We start from the raw sequence: 24,761 nt of genomic DNA on the forward strand, positions 1-24,761 counted from the left end.
GCGCATTGCTTCGGAGCGAGCGGCTTCCGTAGCATACGCACCCCGGAGGCTCCCCGAGAACATGCGTTCCCCGCAGTCTGGCCCTGAGCGTCGCACGGATTCCGATGGTGTGACGCGGGTGACGCCCTCGCGCGAGTCCTCCAGCGCGGGCCCCTGGCTCATCGGGGGCGCCACCGCCATCACCGGCCTGTGCGTGGGGCTCTGCCTCTGGTGGCTCTCCCGCCCGGTGCCCATGGAGGACCTGCCGCCCATCGTCGTGGCCGCGAGCCCCGCCCCGGTGGCCCGCACGCCCGAACCCGTGCGCGCGCGTGCGCGCCCCTCCACCCCCGCCGCCGCGCCCGTGGAGGCGCCCGCCCCCATGCCCGTCGATGATCCACCTCCGCCGGAAGGCAAGAGCGGGACGGCGCTGTACCAGCGCGGCACCAAGCCGCTGAAGGTCGGGCTGGTCGTGCCCGACGACTTCGAGCTGCCTCCCGGCTACATGCGTCACTACCAGGCGACGGACAACGGCCAGCCCCTGGCCGCCATCCTGATGTTCCACCCGGACTTCACGCCCAGGGACGCCAACGGGCAGCCCATCCCCATCCCCGAGAACCGCGTGGTGCCCGAAGCGCTGGCGCCCCCTGGCATGCCCCACCGGATGCTGGAGCTTCCTGTCGAGGACGAGGACGCGCCGTGACCCTGGCGAAGGGGTGGGCCGGGGCGCTCCTGGGCGTCGCGGCGACCACCGGGTTGTTCGCCGCGTTCGGGCAACTGCAACCGGGTTTCGTGTGGCTGGGCGCGGTGGCCATGGCGCCATGGCTCGCGGCGGTGGACCGGGCCCGCTCCGCTCGCGGCGCGCTGGCCCTGGGCGCGCTGTTGTCGGTGACGTTCACCGCGGCGGTGTTCGGCTGGTTCCCGGGCGCCATCGCCGCGTACGCGCGCGCGCCGGTGTGGCTGTGCTGGGCCGTGTTCCTCCTCATCGCGCCCGTGCTGGAGCTCCAGTTCCTCACCGCCGCGTGGGTGCGGGCCTACGCGCGGCGGAAGGTGGGAGACGGGCCGCGGCTCGCGTGGGTGCCGCCCGTGCTGACCGCGCTCGTGTACGTGGGCACGGAGGGCTTCACGCCCAAGCTGTTCGCGGAGACGCTGGGCCACGGTCTCTACGCGTCGGAGACGCTGCGCCAGGGCGCGGACCTGGCGGGCGCCCCTGGCCTCACGCTGGGCCTGCTGCTCCTCAACGAGTGCGTCGTCGCGCTGGGGCAGGGGCTGGTGGCGCGGCGGGGCTCTTGGCGCGTGCCGGGCGTCGTGGCGGCCCTGCTGGCGCTGGTGGGCTTCGGCTACGGACACGTGCGGCTGGGGCAGGTGCGCGCGGCGGTGCGTGAGGCGCCGGCGCTGGTGGTGGGCGCGGTGCAGGCGAACATCACGAACATCGAGAAGCGGGCGGCGGAGCAGGGCACCTACGAAGTGGTGCGCGACATCCTGGATACGCACTACGCGATGTCGGACGCGCTGCTGCGCTCGGCGCCGCTGGACCTGCTGGTGTGGCCGGAGACGGTGTATCCGACGACGTTCGGCACGCCGAAGAGCGAGGACGGCGGAGCGCTGGACGAGGAGATCCGCGCCTGGGTGGCGGAGCGGGGCGTGCCGCTGGTGTTCGGAACGTACGACCTGGACGGCGAGCGCGAGTTCAACGCCGCCATGTTCCTGGGGCCCTCCGCGACGGGGGAGCTGGCGCGATCCGCGTATCGCAAGACGATGCTGTTCCCGCTCACGGAGTGGGTGCCGGATGCCATGGACACGCCCGCGCTGCGCGCGTGGATGCCGTGGACCGGCCGGTGGAAGCGCGGCCCCGGGCCTCGCCTGGTGGACTTCCGGTTGAACGGTGGCCGGGTGCTCCGGGTCGCGCCGCTCATCTGCTACGAGGCCCTCTTCCCCAACTACGTCGCGGCGGAGGTGCGCCAGGGCGCGGAGCTGATCCTCACGTTGTCGAACGACTCGTGGTTCTCCGGCACGCCCGCGCCCCGGCTGCACCTGATGCACGCGGCCTTCCGCAGCATCGAGACGCGCACCGCGCAGGTGCGGGTGACGAACTCCGGCATCTCCGCGTTCATCGACCCGGCGGGCGCGTGGACCTCCGCGCTGGAGGACAACCAGCGCGCAGGCACGGTGATGCGCGTGCCGGAGGCGGAGCGGCTGCATTCGCTCGCGGAGGCGTGGGGGGATTGGCTGTGGCCCGTGGCGCTGGCGCTGGCGGGGGGGCTGGGCGTGTGGCTTCGCCGTCAGCCCGCGCGCCTCCCCGGGTGATTCGGGAGCGCGCTCCCTCTCAGGTCGTCGCGGCGGTGTCCGCTCCGGGTGGGGAGGCGCGCCTCGCCAGTCCGAGCGCCGCGAGGGAGAGGAGCGCGGCGATGGCCACGCCCGCGGCCATGGGCCGCGCGGTGCCATCGTGGCTCGCGCTCACCGCCGCGGAGGCCCCCGCCGCCAGCAGGAACTGGAGCGCGCCCAGCACCGCCGACGCGATGCCCGCCTGCTTCGCGTGGTGCTCCATCGCCAGCGCCGTCGCGTTGGGCGTGATGGCCCCCAGGCTGGAGACGAACACGAACAGCGACAGCGCGATGCTCCACAGACCACCGAAGCCCGTCGCCGCCACGGCCACCAGCGCGAGCCCCGCGAGCGCGGCGGTGCGCACCGCCTGCTTCAGCACCCGCTCCGGGGAGGAGCGCGACAGCAGCCAGTGGTTGAGCTGCGACACGGCCACCAGCCCCGCCGCGTTCGCTCCGAAGAACCACCCGAAGTGCTCCGGCTTCACGCCGTGCAGCGTGATGTAGACGAAGGGAGAGCCGCTGATGTACGCGAACATCCCCGCCTGCGCGAGCGCCGCCGCCAGGGCGTTGCCCATGAAGTCCGGGGCCCGCGCGATGCGCGCCATGGCCTGGAACGGCTGGGACCTTCCGCGCCCCGCTGGCGCCGTCTCCGGGAGGATGGCGAACACCGCCCCCAGCGCGAGGACGCCGATGACCGCGTGGCTTCCGAAGATGGCGCGCCACCCGGCCACGCGCAGCACCCAGCCGCCCAGCAGCGGCGCCAGGATGGGCGCGAGCCCCATCACCAACACCAGCCGCGACATCATCCGCGCCGCCGCCGCCCCTGAGTGCAGGTCCCTCACGACGGCCCTGGACGTCACCATCCCCACCGAGCCGCCCAGCGCCTGCACGAACCGGCACCCCGCCAGCACCCCCGCGGAGGGAGCGAGCGCGCAGCCCAGCGACCCCAGCACGTACAGCAGCAGGCCCACGTAGAGCGGCTTCGTGCGGCCGAACCGGTCGCTCACCGGGCCCGCGAAGAGCTGCCCCACCGCGAGCCCCGCGAAGAACGTCGCCAGCGTGCGCTCCACCTCGCCCGCGCTCGCGCGCAGCGACTCGCCGATGGATGGGAACGCCGGCAGGTACATGTCGATGGACAGCGGCCCGAACGCGATGAGCGCGCCCAGCAGGAGGATCAACCGGGCGCCCTCCGTGGAGCGGAACGGCTTGGGCGTGGCGGTCGTCATCGGGCGGTCCTTGGCTTCGGCTGCTTCCGGGCGCGGGCCGGGGGTTCGCTCGGGACGATGAGCGCGCGGATGAGCTGGCGCAGGACGGCCGCGTCCTCGCCGGGGGCATAGGTGGCGCCGCCCACGTGGGCGTTGAAGCAGCGGGCCTCCAGCGCGCCGCAGAGGGCCTCGGCCACGACCTTCGGCGCGGCCAGCTCCACCCGTCTGGAGCGCTTCGCCCGGGTAAGCCACACGGTCAGTCCCTCGCGCAGCGCCACGGGCGGTGGCGTCTTCGCCCGGAGGGCCCGCGCTCCGCCCAGCTCCGAGTAGTGGAGCACGAACAGCCACGGCACCAGCTGGCGCAGGAAGTCCCGGTGGTGCAGCAGCGCCTCCAGGAGCTGGTCCTCCACGGAGGTGTCCGGGCGCGGGCCCGGCTCCAGCAGCGCCAGCGCGGTGGGGGGCATGGGCCGGAGCGCTCGCAACATCAGCGCCTCCTTCGTGCCCACCCGGTGCAGCAGCGCCGCCTGGGAGATGCCCAGCCGCTTCGCGATGTCCTGCAACGGCGCCGACGGGCCCTGCGCCAGGAACACGGCGCGGGCGGCCTCATCAATCTCCGGGTCGAGGACTCGCTGGGGACGGGACATGGGCGGACGGGGTTAGTTACTGACGGGTAGGTAATGAATCCACGCCGTCCGCGCAAGCGGCTTCGGGGCCTGGCCGCTCCTGTTCCTTTCAGGGATTCAGGGGGGCATGCCGACGCGGGACGGTGGTGACAGACGCCGCGAGCGTCCGTCGCCACCCGGTCCGCGCACGGTCAGATGCGGCCGGCCCGGAGCTCGCCCACCAGGTGCGCGCAGGCCCGCACGGTGAGGGCCATCATGGTCAGGGTGGGGTTCTGGGGGCCCTGTGACGGGAAGCAGGAGCCGTCCATGACGTAGAGGTTGGGCACGTCCCAGCTCTGGTTGTAGGGGTTGAGCACGGACGTCTTGGGGTCCCTGCCCATGCGCGCGGTGCCCACCTCGTGGATGGCCATGCCCGGCGTGGAGAGCGTCTTGTTGATCTTCTCCACCGTGCAGCCGGCCTCCTCCAGCATCTCCTGGCACGAGGTGGCCGCGTCCTCCGTCATCTTCAGCTCGTTGTCGGAGTGACGGCACTCGATGTGCGCCGCGGGGATGCCCCAGCGGTCCTTCACCGTGGCGCTCAGCGTGACGCGGTTCTCCGGACGCGGGAGCATCTCCCCGAAGGGCACCAGGTGCATCTGGTCATCGAACGTGAACACCTGCACGCCGTAGCCGCGCGCGAAGGATGGGTCTCGCTCGGTGACGTTGCGGAACTGGGGGATGTACGCCCAGCCGTGCTCCTTCTGCTGCAGGTGCGAGGGCAGGCCCATGCGCGCCTCGATGCCCTGCAGATACATGTGGTCCATCAGGTGCCGGCCCACCAGCCCGGAGCTGTTCGCCAGCCCGTCCGGGAACGCCCGGTTTCGCGAGTGCAACAGCAACCGCGTGGATTCAATGGTGCCCGCGGACACGACCACCACCTTCGCGTGGACCTGCTCGGAGGTGCCGGTGTTCGCGTCGATGAAGGACACGCCCGTCACCCGGCCCGTGTTCGGGTCGTGGAGGACGTGGCTGGCGATGGCGTGCGAGCGCAGCGTCAGCCGGCCCGTCTTCTGCGCCGCGGGCAGCGTCACCGGCGCGTTCGCGGTCCGCCGGGCGACGACGTGGCGCTGGGGCCAGCGGGCCTTCACCTTCTCGCGCAGGCGGACCTCTCCGGGCGACAGCGGCGCGGGGCCGGAGAAGACGGAGTCCGGCAGCGTGTCCACGCCATCCGAGTTGCCGCGCAATCCCATCCACCGCTCGACGATTTCGTAGGACGGCGCCAGCTCCGCCAGCGACAGCGGCCAGTCCGGGCTGAGCCCATCCAGGCTGCCCGCGTGGAAGTTGAAGTCGGACAGCCGGTAGAACTGGCGGCCGTGGCTCTTCACGCTGGTCCGGCCGCCCACCTGCCGCGCGCGGATCCACGCGAACGGCGCGTCGTCCGGCGTGGTGTAGGGATTGTCCACGTCATCCACGAAGGCGTGCGGATGGAAGGGCCACGCGAAGCTCGTCGACTGCACGGACTGACGCGCCGTGCGACCCGCGTCCGACTCGATGCGGTAGCCCAACAGCTTCTGCTTCACGCGGTGCATCACGTGCAGCGCCTGGTCCGCCCGCGCGCTCCGGCCCGCCTCGAGCACCAGCACCCGCAGGCCCGCTTCCGTGAGTTGCTTGGCCGCCCAACCGCCGCAGGCACCCGAGCCCACCACCACCGCGTCATAGACGGTCTTCGACGTCTTCATGCCTGCTCACCTGGACGGTATTTCCGCCGCTGCTGACAAAGTATGTCTAAACTGTAAACCAGGAACCTGTTGGTGCCTATAGGGTGTAAGGGGCTGAAAGGTGCCAACACAAGCCTGGGCCGGTGGCTTCCGCCTCCGGGGCAGGTGGCTTTCTGTCGGAGAGGGTCGGACATGGCCGGTGTGCTGAGGCGGATTCGGTGGGGGCGGGTGTTGGGGGCGTTGGTGTTGCCGTGCGTGCTGGTGGCGTTGGGGCTGGCGGGCCGCGCGGCGTGGCGCTCGGAGCAGTACTTCCACTACCCGAGGCCGGCGGCGGTGCTGCCGGCGGACCTCGCCTCCGCGCGCGAGGTGACGCTGCGCACGGAGGACGGGGTGGAGCTGCGTGGCTGGTACGTGCCGTCGCGGAACAAGGCGGCGTGGGTACTGGCGCATGGGCTGTCGCAGACGCGCATGGACCTGCTGCCGGAGGCGCGGGCGCTGCGCGACGCGGGGTATGGCGTGCTGCTGTTCGACCTGCGCGCGCATGGGCAGAGCGGGGGCGAGACGTCCACCTGGGGTGACCTGGAGCGCCGGGATGTGCGCGCGGCGCTGGAGTTCGTGCGGACCCAGCCGGAGGTGGACCCCGCGCGGGTGGGGGCGCTGGGGTTCTCCATTGGCTCGGCGGCGGTGGCGGAGGTGGCGGCGAAGGATCCGAAGGTGGCGGCGGTGGTGCTGCTGTCGCCGTTCAACACGCTGTGGCTGGCGGCGGCGTATGACTTCCGGCGCTTCGGCGTGGTGACGCAGACGGGGGCGCTGGTGCCCTTCTGGCGGAGGGGCATCGCGCTGGAGGAGGTGCGCACGATTGACGCGGTGGATCGGATCCAACCCCGGCCCCTGTTCATCGTCGCGGGGACGGAGGAGTCCGGGCAGCCGCTGCTGGATGAGTTGTTCGCGCACGTCGCGCCAGCGGCCCAGACGTGGCGCATCCCGGGGGCGTCCCACGGGAACTTCGCCGCGACGGCGCCGGAGGAGTATCCGCGCAGGCTGAGGGAGTTCGCGGACGCGGCGCTGAAGCCCGTGCCTGTCGCGCAGCCGGTGGTGGAGGTGCCGGCGGCGGAGAAGAAGGCTCCGGCGAAGAAGCCTTCACGGCGGACGAAGACGGGGGCGCGCTGAAGCTCACCGGAGGGACCCGGCGCACGCTCCCGGGGGGATGTGGCGTGGCCTGCGACTTCTTGGAGGGTCGGTCCTTGGGCCGCGGGCTCGGAGGCTCGCGCGCCGCACCCAGACGGGGGGCGCGGCTTCGCGCTTCGTGAACGGAGTAGGCCGACCCGTGGGTCCTGGCCCGGAGCCTCGCGCTAACTCGGAGCGGGTGTCGCGTCTTCGAGCTTCGCGAGCTGGTCCAGATACATGCGGCCCTTCACGGGGTCCGTCATGTGGAGGAATGCCGCCATGCCCTTGAGCTGCTCCAGCGACTCACCCTCGCGGCCCGGCTTGCCCTTCTGCCGGTTGTGGATGGCCGCGCGCAGGCGGCGCACCACGTCGCGGGGGACTCGCGCGGCGGGCGTGCCTTCCTTCGCCTCATTCACCACGAGCCCCGTCACGCGCTGACGGCTGCCCTTGCGGGCCACGCGCGTCTTGTCCGGGTGCACCGTGAAGCCCTCCGCCTCCACCACGTCCTTCACCCGCGCGAGCAGCACCGCCACCGGAGCGCCCTGGGCCCGGCGCGCCTTGGGCGCCTTCGCCTTCGTCCAGGAGAACGTCAGGTCGTCCGCGTAGCGCGTGTACGTGAAGCCCAGCTTGCGCGACAGCGCCGACAGCCGCTTGTCCATCCGCAGGCACAGCGCGTTGGTGATGCCCGGGGAGGTGGGCGCGCCCTGCGGCAGCGCTCGGGGGCCCTTCGCCACGTGCAGCGTCTTGCCCCGGAAGGAGAGCAGCTCGCGCGGCGCCTCGGTGGACATCAGCGCCAGCAGCGTGGACGTGCCCTCCGGCAGGCCGCCCTTGCGCAGCAGGCCCTTCACGCGTCGCCACGTCACGGTGGGGAAGAAGTCCTTCAGGTCCACCTTCACCACCACGTCCGCGCCCTGGTGCGCCAGCGCGTTGGTGAGGATGGAGCGCCCCGCCACGAAGCCGTGCGCCGCGCCGTGCACCGGCAGCCGCTCCACGACGTTGGAGAGCACCCAGCGCTGCGCTTCCTTCAGCTCCGGCTTGGGCGAGGTGATGGTGCGCTCGCCGCCCGTGCGCTTGGGGATGCGCCAGCTCACGTAGTTGGAGCCCGTGTCCACGTCGCGGTGGAACGCGAAGCCGCGCAGCTTGGACACGCTCAGGCCCAGCGCCTTCGCCAGCTCCTCCGCCGTGTTCAGGGTCGGCAGGCCGTTCTGGCGCGCGCGCTCCTCGCGGTGCTCCAGGTCGAACTTGTCCGGGCCGGCGTCCTCGCGCCAGTGGATGCCCACGCCCAGGTGGTTCACGTGCGTGGCCTTCCACGCCTCGTGGGCCTGGCGCTCCAGCGCGCGGCGCTCCACGGCCTCCGCCTTCTTCTTCTCCTTCCAGGCCGTCTTCTCCTTCTCCTTCAGCGAGGAGAAGTCGACCTCGTCCGCGAGCGCGCCCTTCGCCACGAGCTGCGCGCGCACCCACTCCTCGGTGCCGCCAGCGTCGGTGATGGCCTTCCAGCGCGTGAGCAGGACGTCGTGCGCGGCCTTGCGGGCCTCTCGCTTCGACGCGGTGTTGGGGGCGGCGGCGGGCGCGACTTCGGGCGCTGCCTGCGGCGGGGCGGCGGGGACGAACGACTCCAGCTTGGCGGTCATCGAGGCACCTTCGACGGGCGCGGCGGCTCAGGAGGGGCGACGGACGGAATCGAGCGGTCGAGGGAGGCCAGGAAGGCACCACCAGCTCACCTGGGGCACGGTAGCCTCACCGGCTCTCCCCTCCCGAGCACTACCGTCGGGGTGGGAAAACGGCGGTTGCGTCGTTGGTTCCGCTTCCCGCCCCGACGGTAGTGCTCGGGAGGGAGAGAGCCAAGAACAGGCTACCTTGCGGAGAGTGTCCAGCATTCCAACCAGAGCGGCGCAACGCCGCTCCCGCGCTCGAGGCGCTGAGGCTGATGCGGTCCAGACCTCTCTCGACCACTCGCAATTCGTGTTTCGTCCGTCGCACCCATCCTTCCAGCCGCCCCGTCGGCGGCCGGGCCGTTGTTAGAGGGTTTACACCAGAGTCGAGGCCGCGTCGATGTAGCCGTCCGCGGTCAATTTCTCCAAACGGCTGAAGTACGCCGTCCGGGCTTCCGTGTCCGAGTCGAACCACAGGCGCTGGTGGCGCGAATCGCCCAGGCGCGGGCCCCACGTGAGGGCCACCACCTTGCCGTCCAGCGAGACGCGGTACACCTGCTCCAGCCCCGTCGCCGGGTCGCGGCGCACGTACGCCCGCGTCTCCGCGCGGATGAGCTTGCGGCCCTCCGGCGTCTGCCGCAGCGCCTCCTCCTCCGCGCGGCGGCGCGCGTACACCAGGCGCAGCGCGAGCATGTGCTCGCAGGGGCCTTCGCGCAGCCCGGAGCGGCGGAAGTGCGGGCAGCCGCAGCCCGCGTCCTTCACGCGGCCCTCCAGGTCCAGCGTGAAGCTGGGGAAGAAGCTGCGCACCGCCTCGCGGTCCACCACCTCGCCCTGGATGCGCATGCCCTCGCCCACCAGGTCGTGCACCTGGGTGAGCTTCACTTCGCCCGCGCCCGGGCCGCCGTCGCCCAGCAGGCGGTGGGCGCGCGCCTCACGCTCGTTGCCGTAGCGCAGCGCGGCCTCGTCCACCGGGGTGGGCATCAGCTCGCGCGGGCGGTAGGTGCCGCGCGCCACGTCGAAGAGGACGCGGCCCCGCAGGCACTCCAGCTGGAGCGCGGCCCGCACCTGGTCCTTCGGCGCCCCGGCGTCCTTCGCCAGCACGTCGAACCCGAGCGGGCCGTCCTTGCGCAGGCGCAGTCGCAGCGCCTCCGCCAGGCCCTCCGGCACGTCGCGCGGCATCAGCGAGTCGAAGGCGGCGGCGCTGGACCAGCCGCTCTCCGTCCAGCCCGTGAGTCCCAGCGTCAGCGTGGCGTGGCCCAGGTCGATGACCCAGAACACCGGCAGGCCCGGCCCCAGCAACTGCACGTGCACGCTCTTCGCGTGGGGCAGCAGGCGCGCGAGCGCGGCGAGGCGCTGACGCCCGAAGGTGCGCACCACCGCCGGCGCGCTGCCGGTGTACGCGCCGCCGTGGCACTCCAGCACCTGCTCCCAGGGCTCCAGCACCAGCCGGGGCGGGGCGCCGGGGACCAGCTCGAAGCGCAGCGCGCGGGGCGCCTTCTTCGAACGGCGCGTGCGCAGCGCGAAGAGCAGGTTGTAGAGGTCGATGGGCGCGATGGAGCAGGTCGTCGCCGGCAGCGTCGCCGCCGACTGCACCTGGAGGAAGCCGCGCAGCCACGCGTGGGGCACCTCCACCGTGCGCGGCGCGCGGGGCTCCGCGGCGGCCGCCTTCGCGGACGGGGCGACGTGGGCCTCCAGCGTCACCGGGGCGTAGGCGCGCAGGCGGTCCAGCCGGGCGGGCAGCTCCGGCGGGACGTCCAGGAAGGTGGAGCCGTGCGCGGCCTCGCGCTTGTCGAAGAGGCTGTTGTCGAAGGCCAGGCGCGCGTAGGCGCTCTCGTCTCGGGAGAAGACCTCCAGGGACACCTGGTCCGGATCCACCGTGAGCACGGGGTCCAGCACCGCGTCCTTCTTCTCCTCGCCCTCCAGCGCGCTGTCGAGGAAGGCCTTCTGGGCCTCCCAGATTTGGGCGCTGGCGCGCTTGCCCTGCTTCATCAGGTACGCGAGGTACGCGGTGCGGTCGCGGCCCCGGTAGCGCAGGTCGCTGGACAGCACGGCGAAGGCGGCGGCCAGCGCGTCGCGGAAGAGGGTGGGGTCCTTCACCTGTCCGCTGACGCCCACGGTGCCGCGCGACCCCTCCAGGGCCAGCTGCACGCGCGAGGCGTCCGGCGTGACGACCACGTCGCTCTGCGCCGTGTAGCTCAGCGCGACGGGATGACGTGCGGTTGCGGTGCTCACTGTTGACCTTCCTTCCGGGCGCGCTCAGCGGCCCGGCGTGCACGTTTGTGGGCGCGGTAGGCCGCCTTGCGCAGCTCCACCGATTGCGACTTGTCGAAGGCCGCCGTCTTCAGCAGCGCCGCGGCCTCGTCACCGCCCAGCCGTCCCAGCGCGGCCCACGCGTCCTGGCGAATCTCCGGCTTCGCGTCGGCGGCCACGGGCTTGAGCGGCTCCAGGTCCTTCTTCGCGAGCAGCGCGGGCACCGCGAGCCTGCGGGCCTCGCTGGCCGTCAGGGCGCCCGGCGCCACCTGCGCGCCCGTGGGCCCCAGCGCCACCGGGTCGAAGGGCTTCACCTCCAGCGCCCACGCGGAGGCCTGACCGGGCACCAGCGCGGCCAGCACCGCCGCGGCGGCGGAGCGCACGGCGGCGTCCGGGTCCCCGAGCGCGGTGCGCAGCGCCGGGGCCTCGCCCGTCGCCTTCATCCGTCCCAGCACCCGCGCCGCCTCCTGGCGCACGGCCGCGGGGGCGTGGGCTTCGCCCTGGCGGAGCAGCTCCGAGGACGTCGCCACCAGCTCCTTCGCGCCCAGCCGCGAGCCCGCCCAGAGCAGCCGCTCCCACGCGGCGGCCAGCGGCTCGCGCTTCGGCGGCGGCGTGGTGGCCCAGGCGGTGGCGGTGCGCCGCTCCGCGGCCACGACCGCGCGAACGAGGCCCGTGGTGTCCACGGCGCCCGCGTCCCGCGCATCACCCGTCCAGGTGCCCACGAGCCGCGCGGCCTCCTCGCGGGCCTCCGGCTTGTCGTGGCCGAACAGGGCGATGACCTCCGGCAGGGGCAGCGCGCCCCTCCGGGCCAGACCCCGCCGCAGCCGGAGCCGCAGCTCCGCGTTCTCCAGCGTGGCCAGCCGGGGCACGAGCAGCGCCGGGTCGCCTTCGCTGGCGAGGTAGGTGGCGGCGGGCTCGGAGATGTCCTCGTGCTCGCTCTGCACCGCCAGGAACTCCACCCGCGTGCGCTCCTTCGGGAAGAGCACGTCCAGCGCCTTGCGCGCGACCTCGCGCAGGTCGTCGTCCTCATCGTTCAGCGCGGCGGCCAGCGCGGCCTCGGCGGCCGGGTCCCCGAACTTGCCCAGCTCCTCCGCCACCGTGCGGCGCACGTCGTCGTCCGTCTCGATGTCGGCGAGCAGCGCCTCCAGCTTCACCCGGGCGCGCTCTCCGCCCAGGGCGCGCAGGCCGCGCACGGCGGCCTGCTGGCGCCGGAAGTGGTTGCCCTCGACGGCGGTGGCTTCCACCTTCTCCTCGACGCGGCGGCGCTCTTCACCCTCGGGCATCCGGTGGGCGAGCCGGCCCAGCGCCTCGATGGCGGCCTGCACCATGTCCTCTTCCGCGGGAGCGTCCGGGGTGCCGCCGTTCGCCACCGTCTCCAGCTCGGAGAGCGCGCGCACGTCACCCAGGGTGCCCAGCGCGAGCAGGGCCCGGCCGCGCTCGTGCGGCTCACCGGCGCGCGCGTACAGCAGCAGGGGCCGCAGGGCGCTGACGCCGCGCCGGTGCGCGACGCCTTCCGCCGCGGGCAGCATCAGCTCACGGGCCCCGGCGCGGAGGATCTCCTCCAGCGGCTCCACGGCCGCGCCCTGCTCCACCACGCGCTTCGAGTAGCGCTCCACCGCCTCCGCGCGCACGGTGACGTCGCGGTCGGTGAAGAGCTGCACGAGCAGCGCGTCCTGGCCTTCGTTCTTGCCGTGCTCCAGCTCCGCGGCGGCGGCCTTGCGGACCTCGGGGTCCTGGCTCCGCACCGCCACGCGCAGGAAGCGCACCGCGAGCGCCGCGTCGCGCTTCTTCAGCTCGCGCTCGCGCTCCTTGAGCTTCTCCTGCTCCGGCGGCCAGGTGAGCTGCATCGCGGCCGTCACGCAGGCGAGGCGCACGCTGGGGGCTTCGTCCTCCACGCTCTGGCGCGCGAGCACGTCCAGCGCGTCCGCGCGGCGGGTGCGGCCCAGCGCGGCCACCAGCTTCGTGCGCTCGGGAATCTCCGTCGCCACCGTCAGGCGCTGGGCGAGCGCGGCCACGGCGGCGGACGTCCCCAGCCGCGCCAGGGCCTCCTGCGCCCGGCGCGCCACGGCCACCGTCTCCGAGCGCAGGAAGGTGCCCAGCACCTCCACCGCCCGGTCATCGCCGCGGAACGCGAGCAGCTCCGCGGCGCGCAGCCGCAGGTCCTCGTGCTCGCTGCCCATCGCGCGGCCCAGGGCCTCGGTGACGCGCGAGTCGTTGGCGCCCGCCAGCCGCTCGATGACCCCCACGCGCAGGTCCGCGTGCTCGCTGCCCAGCGCGGCCAGCAGCGGCTCCAGGCTGCCCGGCGGGCTCAGCTTCTCCAGCAGCTCGAAGGCGGACTTGCGCACCTCCGGCAGCGGCGAGTTGAGCGCCGCGGTCAAGCGCGGACGGGCCGCGTCGCCCCGCTCCGCCAGCTCCTCCAGCGCCGCGCGCGCCACGTCCTGCGCCAGCGAGGCCAGGGCCAGCGCCAGCGGCTCGTCGCTGCCGGCGGGGTACAGCTCCTTGAGGCCCGTGAGCGCGGCCCTGCGCACCAGCTGGTGCGGATCCTCCAGCGCACGCAGGAGGGCGGCCACCGCGGCGGACGTGCCCGCGTAGCCTTCCTGGGTGAGCTTCACCACGCGGTCCACGGCGTCGCGGCGGACGCGGTGGCCTTCCTCGTCGCCCGCGGACACCTGCCGCAGCAGGCCCACGTAGGCGCCGAACGCCAGCCGGCGCAGGTGCTGCCGCTCCGCCCGCGTCGCCGCCTCCTGCGTCGCCGTGCCCTCGGCGGTTCCTTCCGAAGGCTTCACCGCGGAGAAGAGGCGGCGCAGCCAGCTCTTGCCCGTGGCGGACGCCGTGCCCTGCTTCTCCGGGGTGGACGGCTGCATCACGTGCGCGGCGCCTTCGGCCGTCTCGGGCTTCCAGGGCGCTTGCAGCGTGCGGGGGCGCGCGACCTTCTGCGCCTCGCGGAAGTAGTCCAGGGGCTTGTTGCGAAGCAGCAGCACCTGGGCCGCCGCGTAGCGCTGCTCCGGCTGTCCGCTGGAGAGCGCCTCCGCGAGCCCGACCATGCGCTTCGCCCGGTCGTCCTCCGCGGGCCAGTCCTTCATGTCGCCGGCCTTCTCCGGGCGCGGCGGCAGCAGCACCTCCACCAGGTGCGCGCGGTACGCCTCCGGCTCCGTGCGCAGCTCCAGCGTGCGCGCCGCGGCGTAGCGCACCTCCGGACGGCCGCTGGACAGCGCGCTCGTCAGCAGGTCCGGCGGCCCCCCCTCGCGGCTGGCGCGCAGGTCCCGCGCGAGCACGATGGCGAACACCATCTCCTGGACCTCGCGCGCGGAGTCCTCCAGGCCGTGCAGCAGGCCGCCGTCCCCTTCGGGTCCCAGCGCCGCGAAGGCGAGGATGGCGCCCAGGCGGATGGGGAGGTGCTCATGGCGCAGGTTGCCCGTGAGCACCGGCAGCGCGCGCACGTCGCCCAGGCGCGCCAGGCCGTCCGCGGCCCACGACCGCGCCGCGACCAGCGCATGGCCCAGCGCGTCCAGCAGCGCGCCCTCGTCGCCCCGGCGGCTCGCGGTGGCGAGGCCGCGCGCGCCCTGCTCCTGGAGCTCCGGCAGCTCGTGGGGCAGCAGCGTGGTGGCGTAGAAGCCCAGGAGGCGCCGCGAGCCCAGCGTGGCCAGCGCGCGCGCCGCGCGGATGCGCAGGGGGACGAGGAAGCCGGGCGGGTACATCCGCTCCAGGTCCTTGTCCGTGATGAGCCCGCGCAGGGGCTCGATGATGTCCTCCGCGCCGCGCGGGGCGAGCAGCTCCGCGGCCCGCACGCGCACCGGCAGCGTCGCCGCCGCGATGCCCGCGAGCAGCGGCCCGTTCTCCGCCGGGATGAGCTTGTCGAGCGCCTCCAGCGCCGCGACGGCCACCTCCAGGTGCTCGTCCTGCACGCGCTTGAGGAGCGCGGAGCGCAGGGGCTCCGCCGGGGCGTGCACGGCGCCCTTCGCGGCCTTCTCGCGCAGCGCGGGGTGCGTGGCGTTGAGCGCGGCCAGGTGCGGCTCCGGCTGCTCCTTGCCCGCGAGCTTCACCCACGCCTCGTACGCGGCGGTGGCGACGTTGACGTCGCGGTCCTCCACGGACTTCTTCAGGCGCTCCATCGCCCAGTCATCCGTGCCGCGCTGGGCGAGCACCTCCACCGCGCGGGTGCGCAGGTCCGGGAAGCGGCCCGCCAGCGCCCGGTCCAGCGCCTTCACCGGCTCCTGGTCGTTCCAGGCCCACAGCGTGCGGAAGGCCTCGCCGCGCACCTTGGCGGACTCGTCCTCCAGCGCGTCGCCCAGCAGGCCCTCCGCGCCCTCCGCCTTCGCGCCCAGCTTCACCAGCCGGTCCAGGCCGCGCACGCGCACGTCCTCGTGGCTGGAGCGCAGCGCGGCCTCCGCCGCGGACATGGGCGTGTCCGAGTCCAGCGCCACCACGGCGGACAGCGCCGCCGCGCGCACGTCCCCGTCCGCGTCGTCCAGCATCCACACCAGCCGCTCGCGGGCGCGCGGATCCTGCAGCGCCTGGAGCGCGCTGGCCGTCTCGCGGCGGATGGGGGCGTCGTCCTCGCGCGACAGCTGGAGCAGCGCGCCCAGCGCGCGTCCATCCCCCAGCTGCGCCAGCACGCGGGCCCCGCGCACCGCGGTGTCCGGCATGCGGCACGCCATGGCGGCCAGCAGCGGCTCCAGGTCGGCCTCCGTCAGCGCCGAGCCAGCGGAGGCCTTTCCGAAGAGCTGTTCGCGCGAGGCGGCCAGCTCCGCGTCGGTGGCGGACTTCGCCTCCGCGTCTCCGGACGCGCGCTTGGCCTGGAGGGTCAGCATGCGGGTCACTTCCCGCACCGTGCGAGCGAACTCCTCGTCCTTCGCCTCCAGCGTGGCGGCCAGCGCGCGGCGCTCCAGCACGCGCACGGCGAAGGCCACGCGGCGCACGTCGCGGTCCGCGTCGTCCAGCGCGCGCGCCACCAGCGGCTGCAGGCGCGGGTCGGCCAGCAGACCCGCCCCCGATGCGCGCAGCAGCACCTCCACCTTGAGGGGCGCGGGACCACGCTCGAACGCGAGCTTCAGCGGCTCTGTGCTGCCCTTGGGGGACACCGCGGTGAGCGCGTCCAGCGCGGCCGTGCCCACGTCGTTCTGCGCGTCCGGCAGCTTCCCGGCGATGAGCCCCGGCACCAGCGGCGACGCGCTCCCCAGCTTCGCCAGACGGCGCAGGCCCTGCACGCGCATGTCCACGAAGCGCGAGTCCAGCGCCGCGCGGAACGCCGCGAGCGGCGACTCCGTCTCCAGCTTCTCCAGGGCATTGAGCGCGGCGGCGCGCACCGTCTTGTCGTCGTCGTTGAGCCGCTCCCGCAGCTTCGCCCGCGCGGCGGTGCGGCCGTGCGTGCCCAGCTCCGTGGCCGCCAGCCGGCGGGCCTGGGCGTCCTTGTCCGAGGACAGCACGCCCAGCACGAACTCCAGCGCCTCGGGCTCCTGGAGCGCCACCGCCTCCTTCACCGCGGCCTCGCGGCGGGGGAGGGCGGCCTTCAGCGACTCGCTGAGCACGTCGAAGCCGTGCGCGTACGTCTGCGTCTCGTCCGTGGGCTTGCCGTCCACGCCCAGCGTGACGCGCGTGACCTTGCGGTCCTCGCCGCCCACGAAGAGGAAGCCCAGGAGCTGCTTCGCCTGGCGGGGGTTCGCCGGCGGCCCGAAGGCCACCGCGTGCGTGGCCTTGACGCCCAGGTCGAAGGTGCGCGGCTTGCGGCGCTCGTCCAGCCGCCAGACCTTCAGCTTGCCGTCGTTGCCCACCGACGCGATGCGCTCCGCGGGCTCCTCGCCGGCCTCCGCCTGCGGCGTGGGCGGGAACACCAGCCCCAGCACCGAGCCCGCGTGGCCGCTGTCCTTGTCGCCGCGGACCTCGGACTCCACCGCGCCGACCAGGTACCAGATGCGCAGCTTCCCATCGTCGCCCGCGGAGACGAGCCGCCCGTCGCGCGGCGTGAAGGCCAGCGCCCGCACCGCGCCCTCGTGGCCCGGCATGTCCCGGCGCGCGCCCGTTGCCACCGTGAACGACCGCACCACGCCGTCATCGCCCGCGCAGCCGACGTACGTGTTCGTGGGGTCCACCGCCACCGCGCGCAGGGGCAGCGAGGACGCGCTCCACTCCTTCAGCTTCTGGGTGCTGTCCCAGTCCCAGGCGCGCACGAAGCCGTCCACGCCGGCCGTGTAGAGCACCTTGCCGTCCGGGCTGGCCGCCACCGCCGTGCACCCACCGGGGTGCGCGCCGTGGAGCTGGAACTTCACCGCGCCGTCGGTGAGCGACCCGAAGCGCACGGTGCCGTCCGCGCCCGCCGCGGCGAACTGCTCGCCCGCCAGCGCCAGCCCCAGCACGTGGGACGGCAGCGGGGACGTCCACAGGACCTTGTTGGTGCCGGGCTCGTACGCGGTGAGGCGGCTGTCGGGAGCGGCGCGCGTGCCGCCCACGATGAGCAGGCGCGCGTTGGCGGCGAGCGCACGGACCTTCTCGATGTTGCCGATGGAGAGGTTGGCCATGGTGTCGTTGTCCTAGATGCCGCCGAGCTGCACGCCCGGGTGTGCCGCACGCAATTGCACCAGCGAGGCCAGGCAGCTCTGCCACTCGCCCTTCGCCACGGAGCCGGTGAACTCGCCCAGCACGGGCGCCACCACGCGGGCGAAGCTCTCGTCTTCCAGGCCCAGGTCGCGCACCAGCTCCACCACGCGGCGCTTGGCCACGCTCGCGGACAGCCGGCGCTGCACGTCACCCTCGCGCGCTTCCTTCGCGCGCCCGGGCGGCAGGCCGAACATCATGCGCCGGAGGAACGTGCGCAGGGCCTCCACGTCGCTGAAGCGCGCGGTGCCGCCCGCCTCGCGGACGTCCTTGCCCCCACCCGCGGGCTTCCAGCCCTCCGGCAGGTGCTGCGGCCGGTGCTTCTCCCAGAGCAGCCGCACCGCGAACAGGCCCACCTCGCGGTCCGCGCTCTGCATCAGCCCGGCCAGCCGCTCCGCTCCGCCCAGCCGCGCGTAGTGCCGGCGGATGAGCTCCACGGCCACCTCGCGCGTGCTGCGCTTGGTGGACTCCGTGAGCGCGAACACCTTGCCCGCGTCCAGCTCCTCCGGCTGCAGCGTGTGGCGCGCATCCGCCCCGGGCTCGCCCGCGTTGAGCAGGGCGTCATACGCGAGGTTGCGGATCTCCTTCGCGTCCGAGTCCGCCAGCTCGTACACGCGCGTCTGGTAGCCCCACGCCCGCAGCTCCGAACGGGCGAGGGTCAGCGCGAAGCGGCGCACGTCGTCGCGCGGATCCATCAAGGCCGGCCACAGGCGCTCCGCCGTGTACGCCTTGCGCGGCGCGCGAGGCCGCAGCTCGTAGGACTTGGACTCCGGCTGCTCCGGCCCGATGCCCGGGTGGTGGCAGCGCAGGTACGTCTGCGCGAACGCGCGCACCGGGGGCGGCTGCTTCGCGCCCAGCGCCAGGTCGAACAGGCGCTCCAGGCCGGCGTCCGCGTCGCCCGTGTCGCTGAAGTCCGCGGGCACCACGTTCTCCAGCAGGTAGCGGTGCGCGAAGTCGTGCAGCGTGGGGTCCGCCCGCCGCGCCAGCGCCAGCAGCCAGGGCACCGTGAGCTGACGCGCGGTGAAGAGCTTGCGGTTGCCCAGCAGCGCCAGCGCCGTCTCGCGGTGCTTCGCGCTGAACACCAGCGCCTTCACCCGCTCCACGTCCAGGCCCGGCAGGCTGTCCGCGCGGGTGAGCCACTGCGCCGCCTGACGGCCCAGGCGCGGGTGCGCCACCAGGTCCAATATCCACTCCGGCCCGATGTCCGCCGGCTTGTACGCGGACAGCGCCTTCATCGCGGTGTCCTCCACGATGCGCGGCCGCGAGGACTGCTTCGCCTCCGTCAGCGTCAGCTTCCAGAACGCGGCGGGCATCTCCCCCGTCGCGTACTTCGTGGTGACGTAGTTCTTCGCCCAGTTGAGCTGCTCCTGGCGGCCCCAGAGCAGCTCGCGCAGGAAGTCCTGGGTGATCTCCGCCCGGTCGAAGGACTGCTCCAGCGCCTTCGCCGCGAACGCCGCGGTGGGCTTGGAGACGAGCAGCCGGCCCAGCAGCGGCAGCCCCAGCTCGCGCGGCGGGCGCTTCTCCAGGGTGGCGGCGGCGAAGGCCTTCACGTCGTCCTCGCCGCGCTCCACCAGGTCCGCCAGCCGGTCCGCGGCCATGTCCTGCGCGTGTCCGCGCGCGTACTCGATGGCGTAGGCGCGGGCCTTGTCGCTGGGGGAGAACAGCAGCTCCAGCACCGCTTCGTGCAGCCCGGCCGCGCGCAGCTTGCCCTGGTGGAACTCCGGCGAGCCCTGCAGCGTCTCCACCAGGAACTCATGCGCGCTGCCCAGCGGACGGCGCGCGAGCCGGCCCAGCCACGCGGGCGTCACCTTGCGCAGCGCCTCCGGGAAGTCCTTGCGCAGGCCCTGGATGGCGAACTTCGCGGCGGGGTCCGACTGGCACGTGTCCAACAGGCGCATCAGCGCGTCCGGCGAGCGCTTCCACGCGTCCGGATACATGCGCTGCTTCACCATGTCGTTGGGCGGAGGGATGGAGAAGCGCGACGCGGAGTAGTTCCGGCTGTTGTGCGCCCAGACGTGGTGCGCCACCCAGCACGACGACCAGGTGGTGTCCGGCTCGTAGTGCCGCAGCACCTCCACCGCGAACTGCGGGTAGAGCTCCGGCACGGCCGCGCCCAGCTGACGCAGGAAGCGCCACGCCCGGCGCTGGAGGTAGGTGAGGGTGCCGCCGCCCACCTCGCGCGAGCGGTGGGTGCCGCGCTCGGTGTCGAAGCGCCACGCGAGCACGCCGAACATCTCCGCGTCGTGGCGCGCCTCGGACAGCTTGTAGATGCGCTTGAGGCCCGCCCACAGGCCGAACTTCAGCGGCGCTTCCTTCGCGAGCGTGAAGAGCACGGCGCGCGCGGGCTCGGTGTTCTTCTCGTACAGGGACACCAGCAGGTCCGCGAGCGCGAAGCGCGGCGGGAGCGGCACGTCCTTCTGCGCGAGGAAGCGCTGCCACGCCTCATGCGAGCCCTGGCGCCGGCCCTTCTTCTCCCCGTGCTGCCGCGCCTGCTCCAGCAGCTGTTTCAGCGCGTCGAAGCCAAGCGCGCCCTGCGGCAGCGGCGTGTCCGACGTGCGGTCCGGCTGGTCGAGGAAGGCCAGCACGGCCTCGGCGAGGTCCGGTGCCTCGGCCCTGGCCAGACGTTCGAGGTCTGCTGCGCTCAGCGCGTCGCTCGCGGTCATGGGGCGCGGGTTTAACACAGCTCCCCGTCACCGCGAGCCACCACCGACACGCCTCACCACGGCAGCGCGGGGACCTCCACCTGCTGGACGTCGCCCGTCCCCACCATCACGTCCTGGCGGAACGACAGCCAGCGCCCCTCGCGTTCTCGCAACACGAGAAGCGTGTAGGGCCCGGGTGGGAGGTTGCTCCAGGAATCTCCGGGGGACATGAAGAGCGGGAGCGCTTGTTGGCGCAGCCACTCCAGCTCCAGCGAGGTGGCCACCTCCCGCGGCGCGGGCACGCGTCCTGGCAGGAGGTAGGGCGTGCCCTGCATTCCGCGCTCGCTCCAGCGCAGCTTCAACGTGGGGCCCCGCGTGGACACGGGCAGGTCCACGCGGTTGACACGGCGCGCCTCGACCCGAGTGAGCCGTGGAAGGACGGTGAAGCGGGACGTCGCGTCCGCGGGCTTCACCAGGTAGTCACCGGGAGACAGGTCCCGGAACAGGCCCACGCCCTGGCGCGCGATGGTGATGTTCTGCGTGCCCGGTTCATCCTTCGGAATGGCGATGAGGCCGAGGCTGCGCGGCTGGCCCCGGTCGTCCGTCACCGTCACCTCCAGGCGGATGGAGGTCTGGAGGCGCAGCTCCACCGTGTCCTCGTTGGGGCCCAGGGTGCGCTGGAGGGACACGTGCTCCGCCTCCTGCACGGTGAGCACGTAGGGCCGGGCCTCCACCGCGGGCAGGTCGAAGGTGCCGTCCGGGCCGGTGAAGACGTTCAAGATGCCGCCGCGCTCCACGCTCTCCTCACCCGGGGCGTCGGGAGGCAGGTCCAGGGAGACAGACACGCCTCCCAGCGGCGCGCCGGTCGCGTCGTCCACCACGCGGCCCTTCACGACGTGGCCCGTGTCGATGCGCACCGTGCCCAGGTCCACGTCGCGGCCGGCGGGGACGACCACGTCGCGCTGGGTGATGGCGTGGCCCGGGACCTGGAAGGACAGGTGCTGGGGGCCGGGGTCGTCCACGAAGACGGTGAAGGCGCCACGCGGGTCGCGCACGGGTTCTTCGTTCACGCTGAAGCGGGTGATGGGCGTGCCGTCGGTCTTCACCAGCCGGCCGGTGACGCGGCCCTGGAAGGTCAGGGTGATGCGCACGTCCATGTTCCCCGCTCGGGCGATGACCTTGGGGCCCTCCTGGGCCTCCAGCCACCGGTCCATGCGCGCGCGAGCCTCCTGGATGGATTCGTTCTCATCGCCCGACTCGAGCTCGGGCTCGTCTCGGGCGCCGGGCATCGCGTAGCCGGGCTTCATCGCCGTCAGCTCGTAGTCCCAGTCGCGGACCAGCGGCTCCAGGACGAAGCGGCCGTCGGGGCCCGTCCGCGCCGACAGGGGCGAATAGGCGCGGCCCCCGCTGGCCTCCTCCTCCTTGGCGGCGCCATCCACGGCGACGCCCGCCAGGGGCCGGCCCTCCGTGTCCACGACGATGCCTCCCAGGCGGCCGTCCAGGTCCAGGTGCAGCGAGAGCTCCACGGTCTCCGAGCCTCGCACCGTCACGCGTTCGGGCAGCAGGCGCTCATAGCCGCCCTGGTTCGCGCGCAGCCACACGGAGTAGGTGCCCGGCGGAACCCCCTGGATGACGAAGTGACCGTCCTCTTCCGCGGACCCCGCGAAGGTGGAGCGCTCCACCTCGTCCTCGGCCGGGTCCTCGTCTGGCTCCCCGCCGGAGCCGTCGTCGTCGGCCTTTCGCGAGCTGGCCTCTTCCGGGCGATGGGTCACCAGCAGGATGTCCACCTCGGTGACGGGCGCGCCACGCGAGTTCGTCACGCTGCCGCGCACGGTCGCGCCCGCATCCAGGGTCAGCTTCAGGTCCGCGGAGGGGGCCCGGACCTGGAGCTTGCGAGGCAGGAAACCGTTGGCCTCGATGGAGAGCGTGCCGGTGAGCGCCTGGTCGACCTTGATGGCGAAGTGGCCGTGCTCGTCGGTGGTGGCGTCGTAGGTGAGGGGGACTTCACGAGGCGGGTGCATCGTGAACAGCGGTGGATGCGGCATGGCCGGCGGCGGGGCGCCCTGGGGGCGCTTCAGAGGCGCGGGCAGCAGCGACAGGTTTGCCTCCGCCACCGGCTTGCCCGCGGCGTCGGTGACGTGGCCCTCCACGAGGAGGGCGGGGGAGAGGACGAAATCCAGCGGAGGCCCCCCGGCGGCCACGGTCCGGACCGCGGTGAGGTCCAGCAGCCGGTCCGCCACCACCTGGAAGGTGTAGGGGCGTGCCTGGAGGGGGCCCACGCGCACGCGGCCGTTCGCGTCGGTGCTGCCGAGCGCCTGGAAGATGGGGATGCTGAAGTGCGCGGAGGCCTCGCTCGGGAGGTCGGCGGACACCTCGGCATTGGCCACGGGGGCACCGGTGGAGTCATGCACGGTGGCTTCGACGAAGAACGCGGTGCCCAGGCGCAGCGTCACCCGGGTCTCGCGCAGGTCCTCCGTCACCGTCACGGTTTCGCGCGCCTGGAGTCCGCCTTGCTCCGCGTCCAGGCGGTAGTCGCCGGGGGCCAGTCCGTCGAAGGTGAAGAGCCCCTGGGCATCGGTGGTGGCGACGCGCTCGCCGTCCGCCTCCGTGACGGTGGCGCCGGCGACGGGCTGTTCGCCGTCCACCACGGTGCCCACGATGCGCCGGGGGGGGTACATCAGGATGTCCTCGGGCAGCGGGCCCGCCGCCAGGTCCTGGAGCCACGCGGTGAGCTTTCCCGGGTGGGCGGCGAGGAGGCTGTAGGTGTCGCCGTCAGGGAGGGGGCCCACGGAGAAGTGGCCATCCGCGCGGGTCCGGGTCTCGAAGTAGCGCGCGGTCCCAGTGTGCAGCACGGTCACCTGGGCGTCGGCGAGCGGGGCGCCGTCCTCGTCCACCACGCGGCCAGTGAGTGCGTGGCTGGGGACGAGCGTCAGCGTCACGTCCTGGGTGCCGGTGGCGACGTCCTCTTGGACGCCCGAGCCCTGGGGGCCCAGGGCCCACACGGCGACCCTTCCCCGGGGCAGGTCCTCCAGGGTGAAGGTGCCGTCCGGCGCGGAGGTGGTGCGGGCGAGGATGAACGCGCCACCCCGGTGGGCTTCCACCAGCTCGCGGAGCCACTGGCCGGCGGAGACGGAGGCACAGTCCTCGGAGGCCAGGGAGACGCCGGGGGAGTCCGCGTCACAGGGCAGCTCCGTGAGGGTCTCTCCGGGCAGGGCCACGGAGGCGGAGACCTCCATGCCGGAGACGGGGTGGCCTTGGAGGTCCTGGACGCGTCCGCGCACCTGGAGGGCGCCCTGGGGGGGCGCGGGTGGGGTCGCGGCAAGCTGTCGGCGCGCGGTGCGGGGTGGGGTGGGGGGCTTCGGCGGAGGCGGAGGGGAGCGCAGCCACCAGAGGGCCCCGGCTCCGGTGAAGAGCAAGAGCAGGACCGCACCGATGACCACCGCCGCTGGCTTCCGCATGGCGCCCCTCCTGGGTGGGTGACTGTAGCAGCAGCGCTGACGTGGACCGGGGCTGGGAACGCGCAGCCGCCGCGTCAAAAGGCGCGGACGAAAAAAGCAGGGGGCACGCCAAGGATTCCGGCGGCGGACGTATTTGAAGTCAGGGTGGGGGTACTGGGGGCAGAGCCGCCGGCGCCCAAGGGTTCGGAGCGCGGAGCGCTCTGGGCAGAGGGGGGATGGGTTCTGGGGGTCGATCTTCCGGGACTCAAGGTTTTGGGCAGTCGCCGTCTTGAAGGAAAAGCAGGACGGACGCGGGTCTTTGGGGGCCGCATCCGGATGAGGGGGACCCCTCGGGGGAGGGGTTGAGTTACTGGGAGCGCGTCGAGGGGGCGCGCTCCCAGTATTTTTTTCTAGGCCAGCAAGCACCTTCCGAGCGCGCCTTCAGAGGCCCAGGAGGGCAGCCATGCGAGTCCGCCCGGAAGCTTCGCCCCGAGGACACGCCCACGGTCGGCTTGCTGAGGCGTGATGCGCGGCCGTCTTCATGCGTCCGCGTCCGCAAGGCGCTCGGCGGCGAAAGGGGAGCCGGGCATGGGGGACCACTACCTCCACTGGCCCCCGAGCCTGAAGGCCGAGCCCCTGACCCACCGTGCCGCTGCCCAGTGACGGGGCCTCCCTAAAGAGAGGCCGCCCGGCAGCTACTCGAGGCCATGGCCCGTGCGCGGCCGTCCGTGAACACCGTTGCAGTGGCCAGCACCGTCGTGGGTGGATCCCCTGGATGCGAACGCACGGGTGCCTGCCCTGGATCGGACCCGGGTTGATTGGCGGTTGACACCGGAGGCCGCGAAGCGGTAGAAGCCGCGCCCCACCGAAAGAAGTCCGTGAGGCAACAAACGGACGGAAAGCGGTGAGGAAAGCTGACAACGAACAGTTGACAGCGGAGACGGCGAAGAGGTAGAAGCCGCTCCCCTTCGAAAAACCGGCGGAAGTCACTGGACGGCGCCGGGGAAACGAAGTGGTTCGCAGGATGCAAAAGCGAAGTTGACGGCGGATGCGGACTGAAATAGAAGCTGCAACCCCGCAGGTCGGAAAGAAGCTGGCAGGCGGGACGAAGCAACGGTAACAAAAGTCGCGAAGCAGGACAAGCGGCTCGGTCTTTGAAAACCAAATAGCAAGCCCAAGAAGTAATGGATTGCGGAA

At 73.1% G+C, this 24,761-nt stretch carries 11 protein-coding genes; 3 read left to right on the top strand and 8 right to left on the bottom strand.

From position 1 onward, the window contains the following. The first annotated feature begins 118 nt into the window (after window positions 1–118). Both FOF48_RS34510 and lnt read left to right on the top strand, forming a co-directional pair. A complete protein-coding gene (locus tag FOF48_RS34510) occupies window positions 119–679 on the top strand; it encodes a hypothetical protein (protein WP_255442994.1) in 561 nt (186 codons plus the stop codon). Then, complete coding sequence (lnt, locus tag FOF48_RS34515; protein ID WP_143908962.1) at window positions 676–2,283, top strand: apolipoprotein N-acyltransferase; 1,608 nt, start codon at window positions 676–678, stop codon at window positions 2,281–2,283. Before FOF48_RS34510 ends, lnt begins: the two co-directional genes overlap by 4 nt. Window positions 2,284–2,302: 19 nt before the next feature. Here lnt and FOF48_RS34520 read toward each other — a convergent pair whose 3' ends face one another. From FOF48_RS34520 to FOF48_RS34530, 3 genes are all read right to left on the bottom strand, one after another. After that, window positions 2,303–3,526, bottom strand: a complete 1,224-nt coding sequence (locus tag FOF48_RS34520; protein WP_143908964.1) for a multidrug effflux MFS transporter — start codon at window positions 3,524–3,526, stop codon at window positions 2,303–2,305. Then, the gene (locus FOF48_RS34525) at window positions 3,523–4,149 is read right to left on the bottom strand and encodes a TetR/AcrR family transcriptional regulator (RefSeq protein ID WP_143908966.1); all 627 of its coding nucleotides are present in this window, start codon (window positions 4,147–4,149) and stop codon (window positions 3,523–3,525) included. The genes FOF48_RS34520 and FOF48_RS34525 overlap by 4 nt, the downstream gene beginning before the upstream one ends. A 170-nt stretch (window positions 4,150–4,319) precedes the next feature. After that, entirely contained in the window at window positions 4,320–5,846 is a 1,527-nt protein-coding gene (locus tag FOF48_RS34530; protein ID WP_143908968.1) for a GMC oxidoreductase, read from the bottom strand. Between the two features lie 171 nt (window positions 5,847–6,017). Between FOF48_RS34530 and FOF48_RS34535 the strand changes: the two genes are divergently transcribed. After that, window positions 6,018–6,995, top strand: a complete 978-nt coding sequence (locus FOF48_RS34535; RefSeq protein ID WP_143908970.1) for an alpha/beta hydrolase — start codon at window positions 6,018–6,020, stop codon at window positions 6,993–6,995. A 182-nt stretch (window positions 6,996–7,177) separates the two neighbouring features. On the opposite strand, the gene FOF48_RS34540 is transcribed toward FOF48_RS34535, so the two are convergent. The 5 genes from FOF48_RS34540 to FOF48_RS34560 form a co-directional block, all read right to left on the bottom strand. Beyond that, a complete protein-coding gene (locus FOF48_RS34540; RefSeq protein WP_143908972.1) occupies window positions 7,178–8,623 on the bottom strand; it encodes a reverse transcriptase family protein in 1,446 nt (481 codons plus the stop codon). A gap of 396 nt (window positions 8,624–9,019) precedes the next feature. Next, the gene (locus FOF48_RS34545; RefSeq protein WP_143908974.1) at window positions 9,020–10,876 is read right to left on the bottom strand and encodes an SWIM zinc finger family protein; all 1,857 of its coding nucleotides are present in this window, start codon (window positions 10,874–10,876) and stop codon (window positions 9,020–9,022) included. Continuing rightward, window positions 10,873–17,409 carry a HEAT repeat domain-containing protein gene (locus FOF48_RS34550; protein ID WP_143908976.1) on the bottom strand — a complete coding sequence of 2,179 codons (6,537 nt, stop codon included), beginning with the start codon at window positions 17,407–17,409 and terminating at the stop codon, window positions 10,873–10,875. The genes FOF48_RS34545 and FOF48_RS34550 overlap by 4 nt, the downstream gene beginning before the upstream one ends. 12 nt (window positions 17,410–17,421) lie before the next feature. Next, on the bottom strand, window positions 17,422–20,148 hold the full coding sequence (locus FOF48_RS34555) for a hypothetical protein (protein ID WP_143908978.1): 2,727 nt from the start codon (window positions 20,146–20,148) through the stop codon (window positions 17,422–17,424). Between the two features lie 53 nt (window positions 20,149–20,201). Continuing rightward, window positions 20,202–23,585 carry a carboxypeptidase regulatory-like domain-containing protein gene (locus FOF48_RS34560; protein WP_143908980.1) on the bottom strand — a complete coding sequence of 1,128 codons (3,384 nt, stop codon included), beginning with the start codon at window positions 23,583–23,585 and terminating at the stop codon, window positions 20,202–20,204. Between the last annotated feature and the right edge of the window lie 1,176 nt (window positions 23,586–24,761).

Origin of the sequence: Corallococcus sp. Z5C101001 (assembly GCF_007352635.1) — a bacterium.
GTDB lineage: Bacteria > Myxococcota > Myxococcia > Myxococcales > Myxococcaceae > Corallococcus > Corallococcus silvisoli.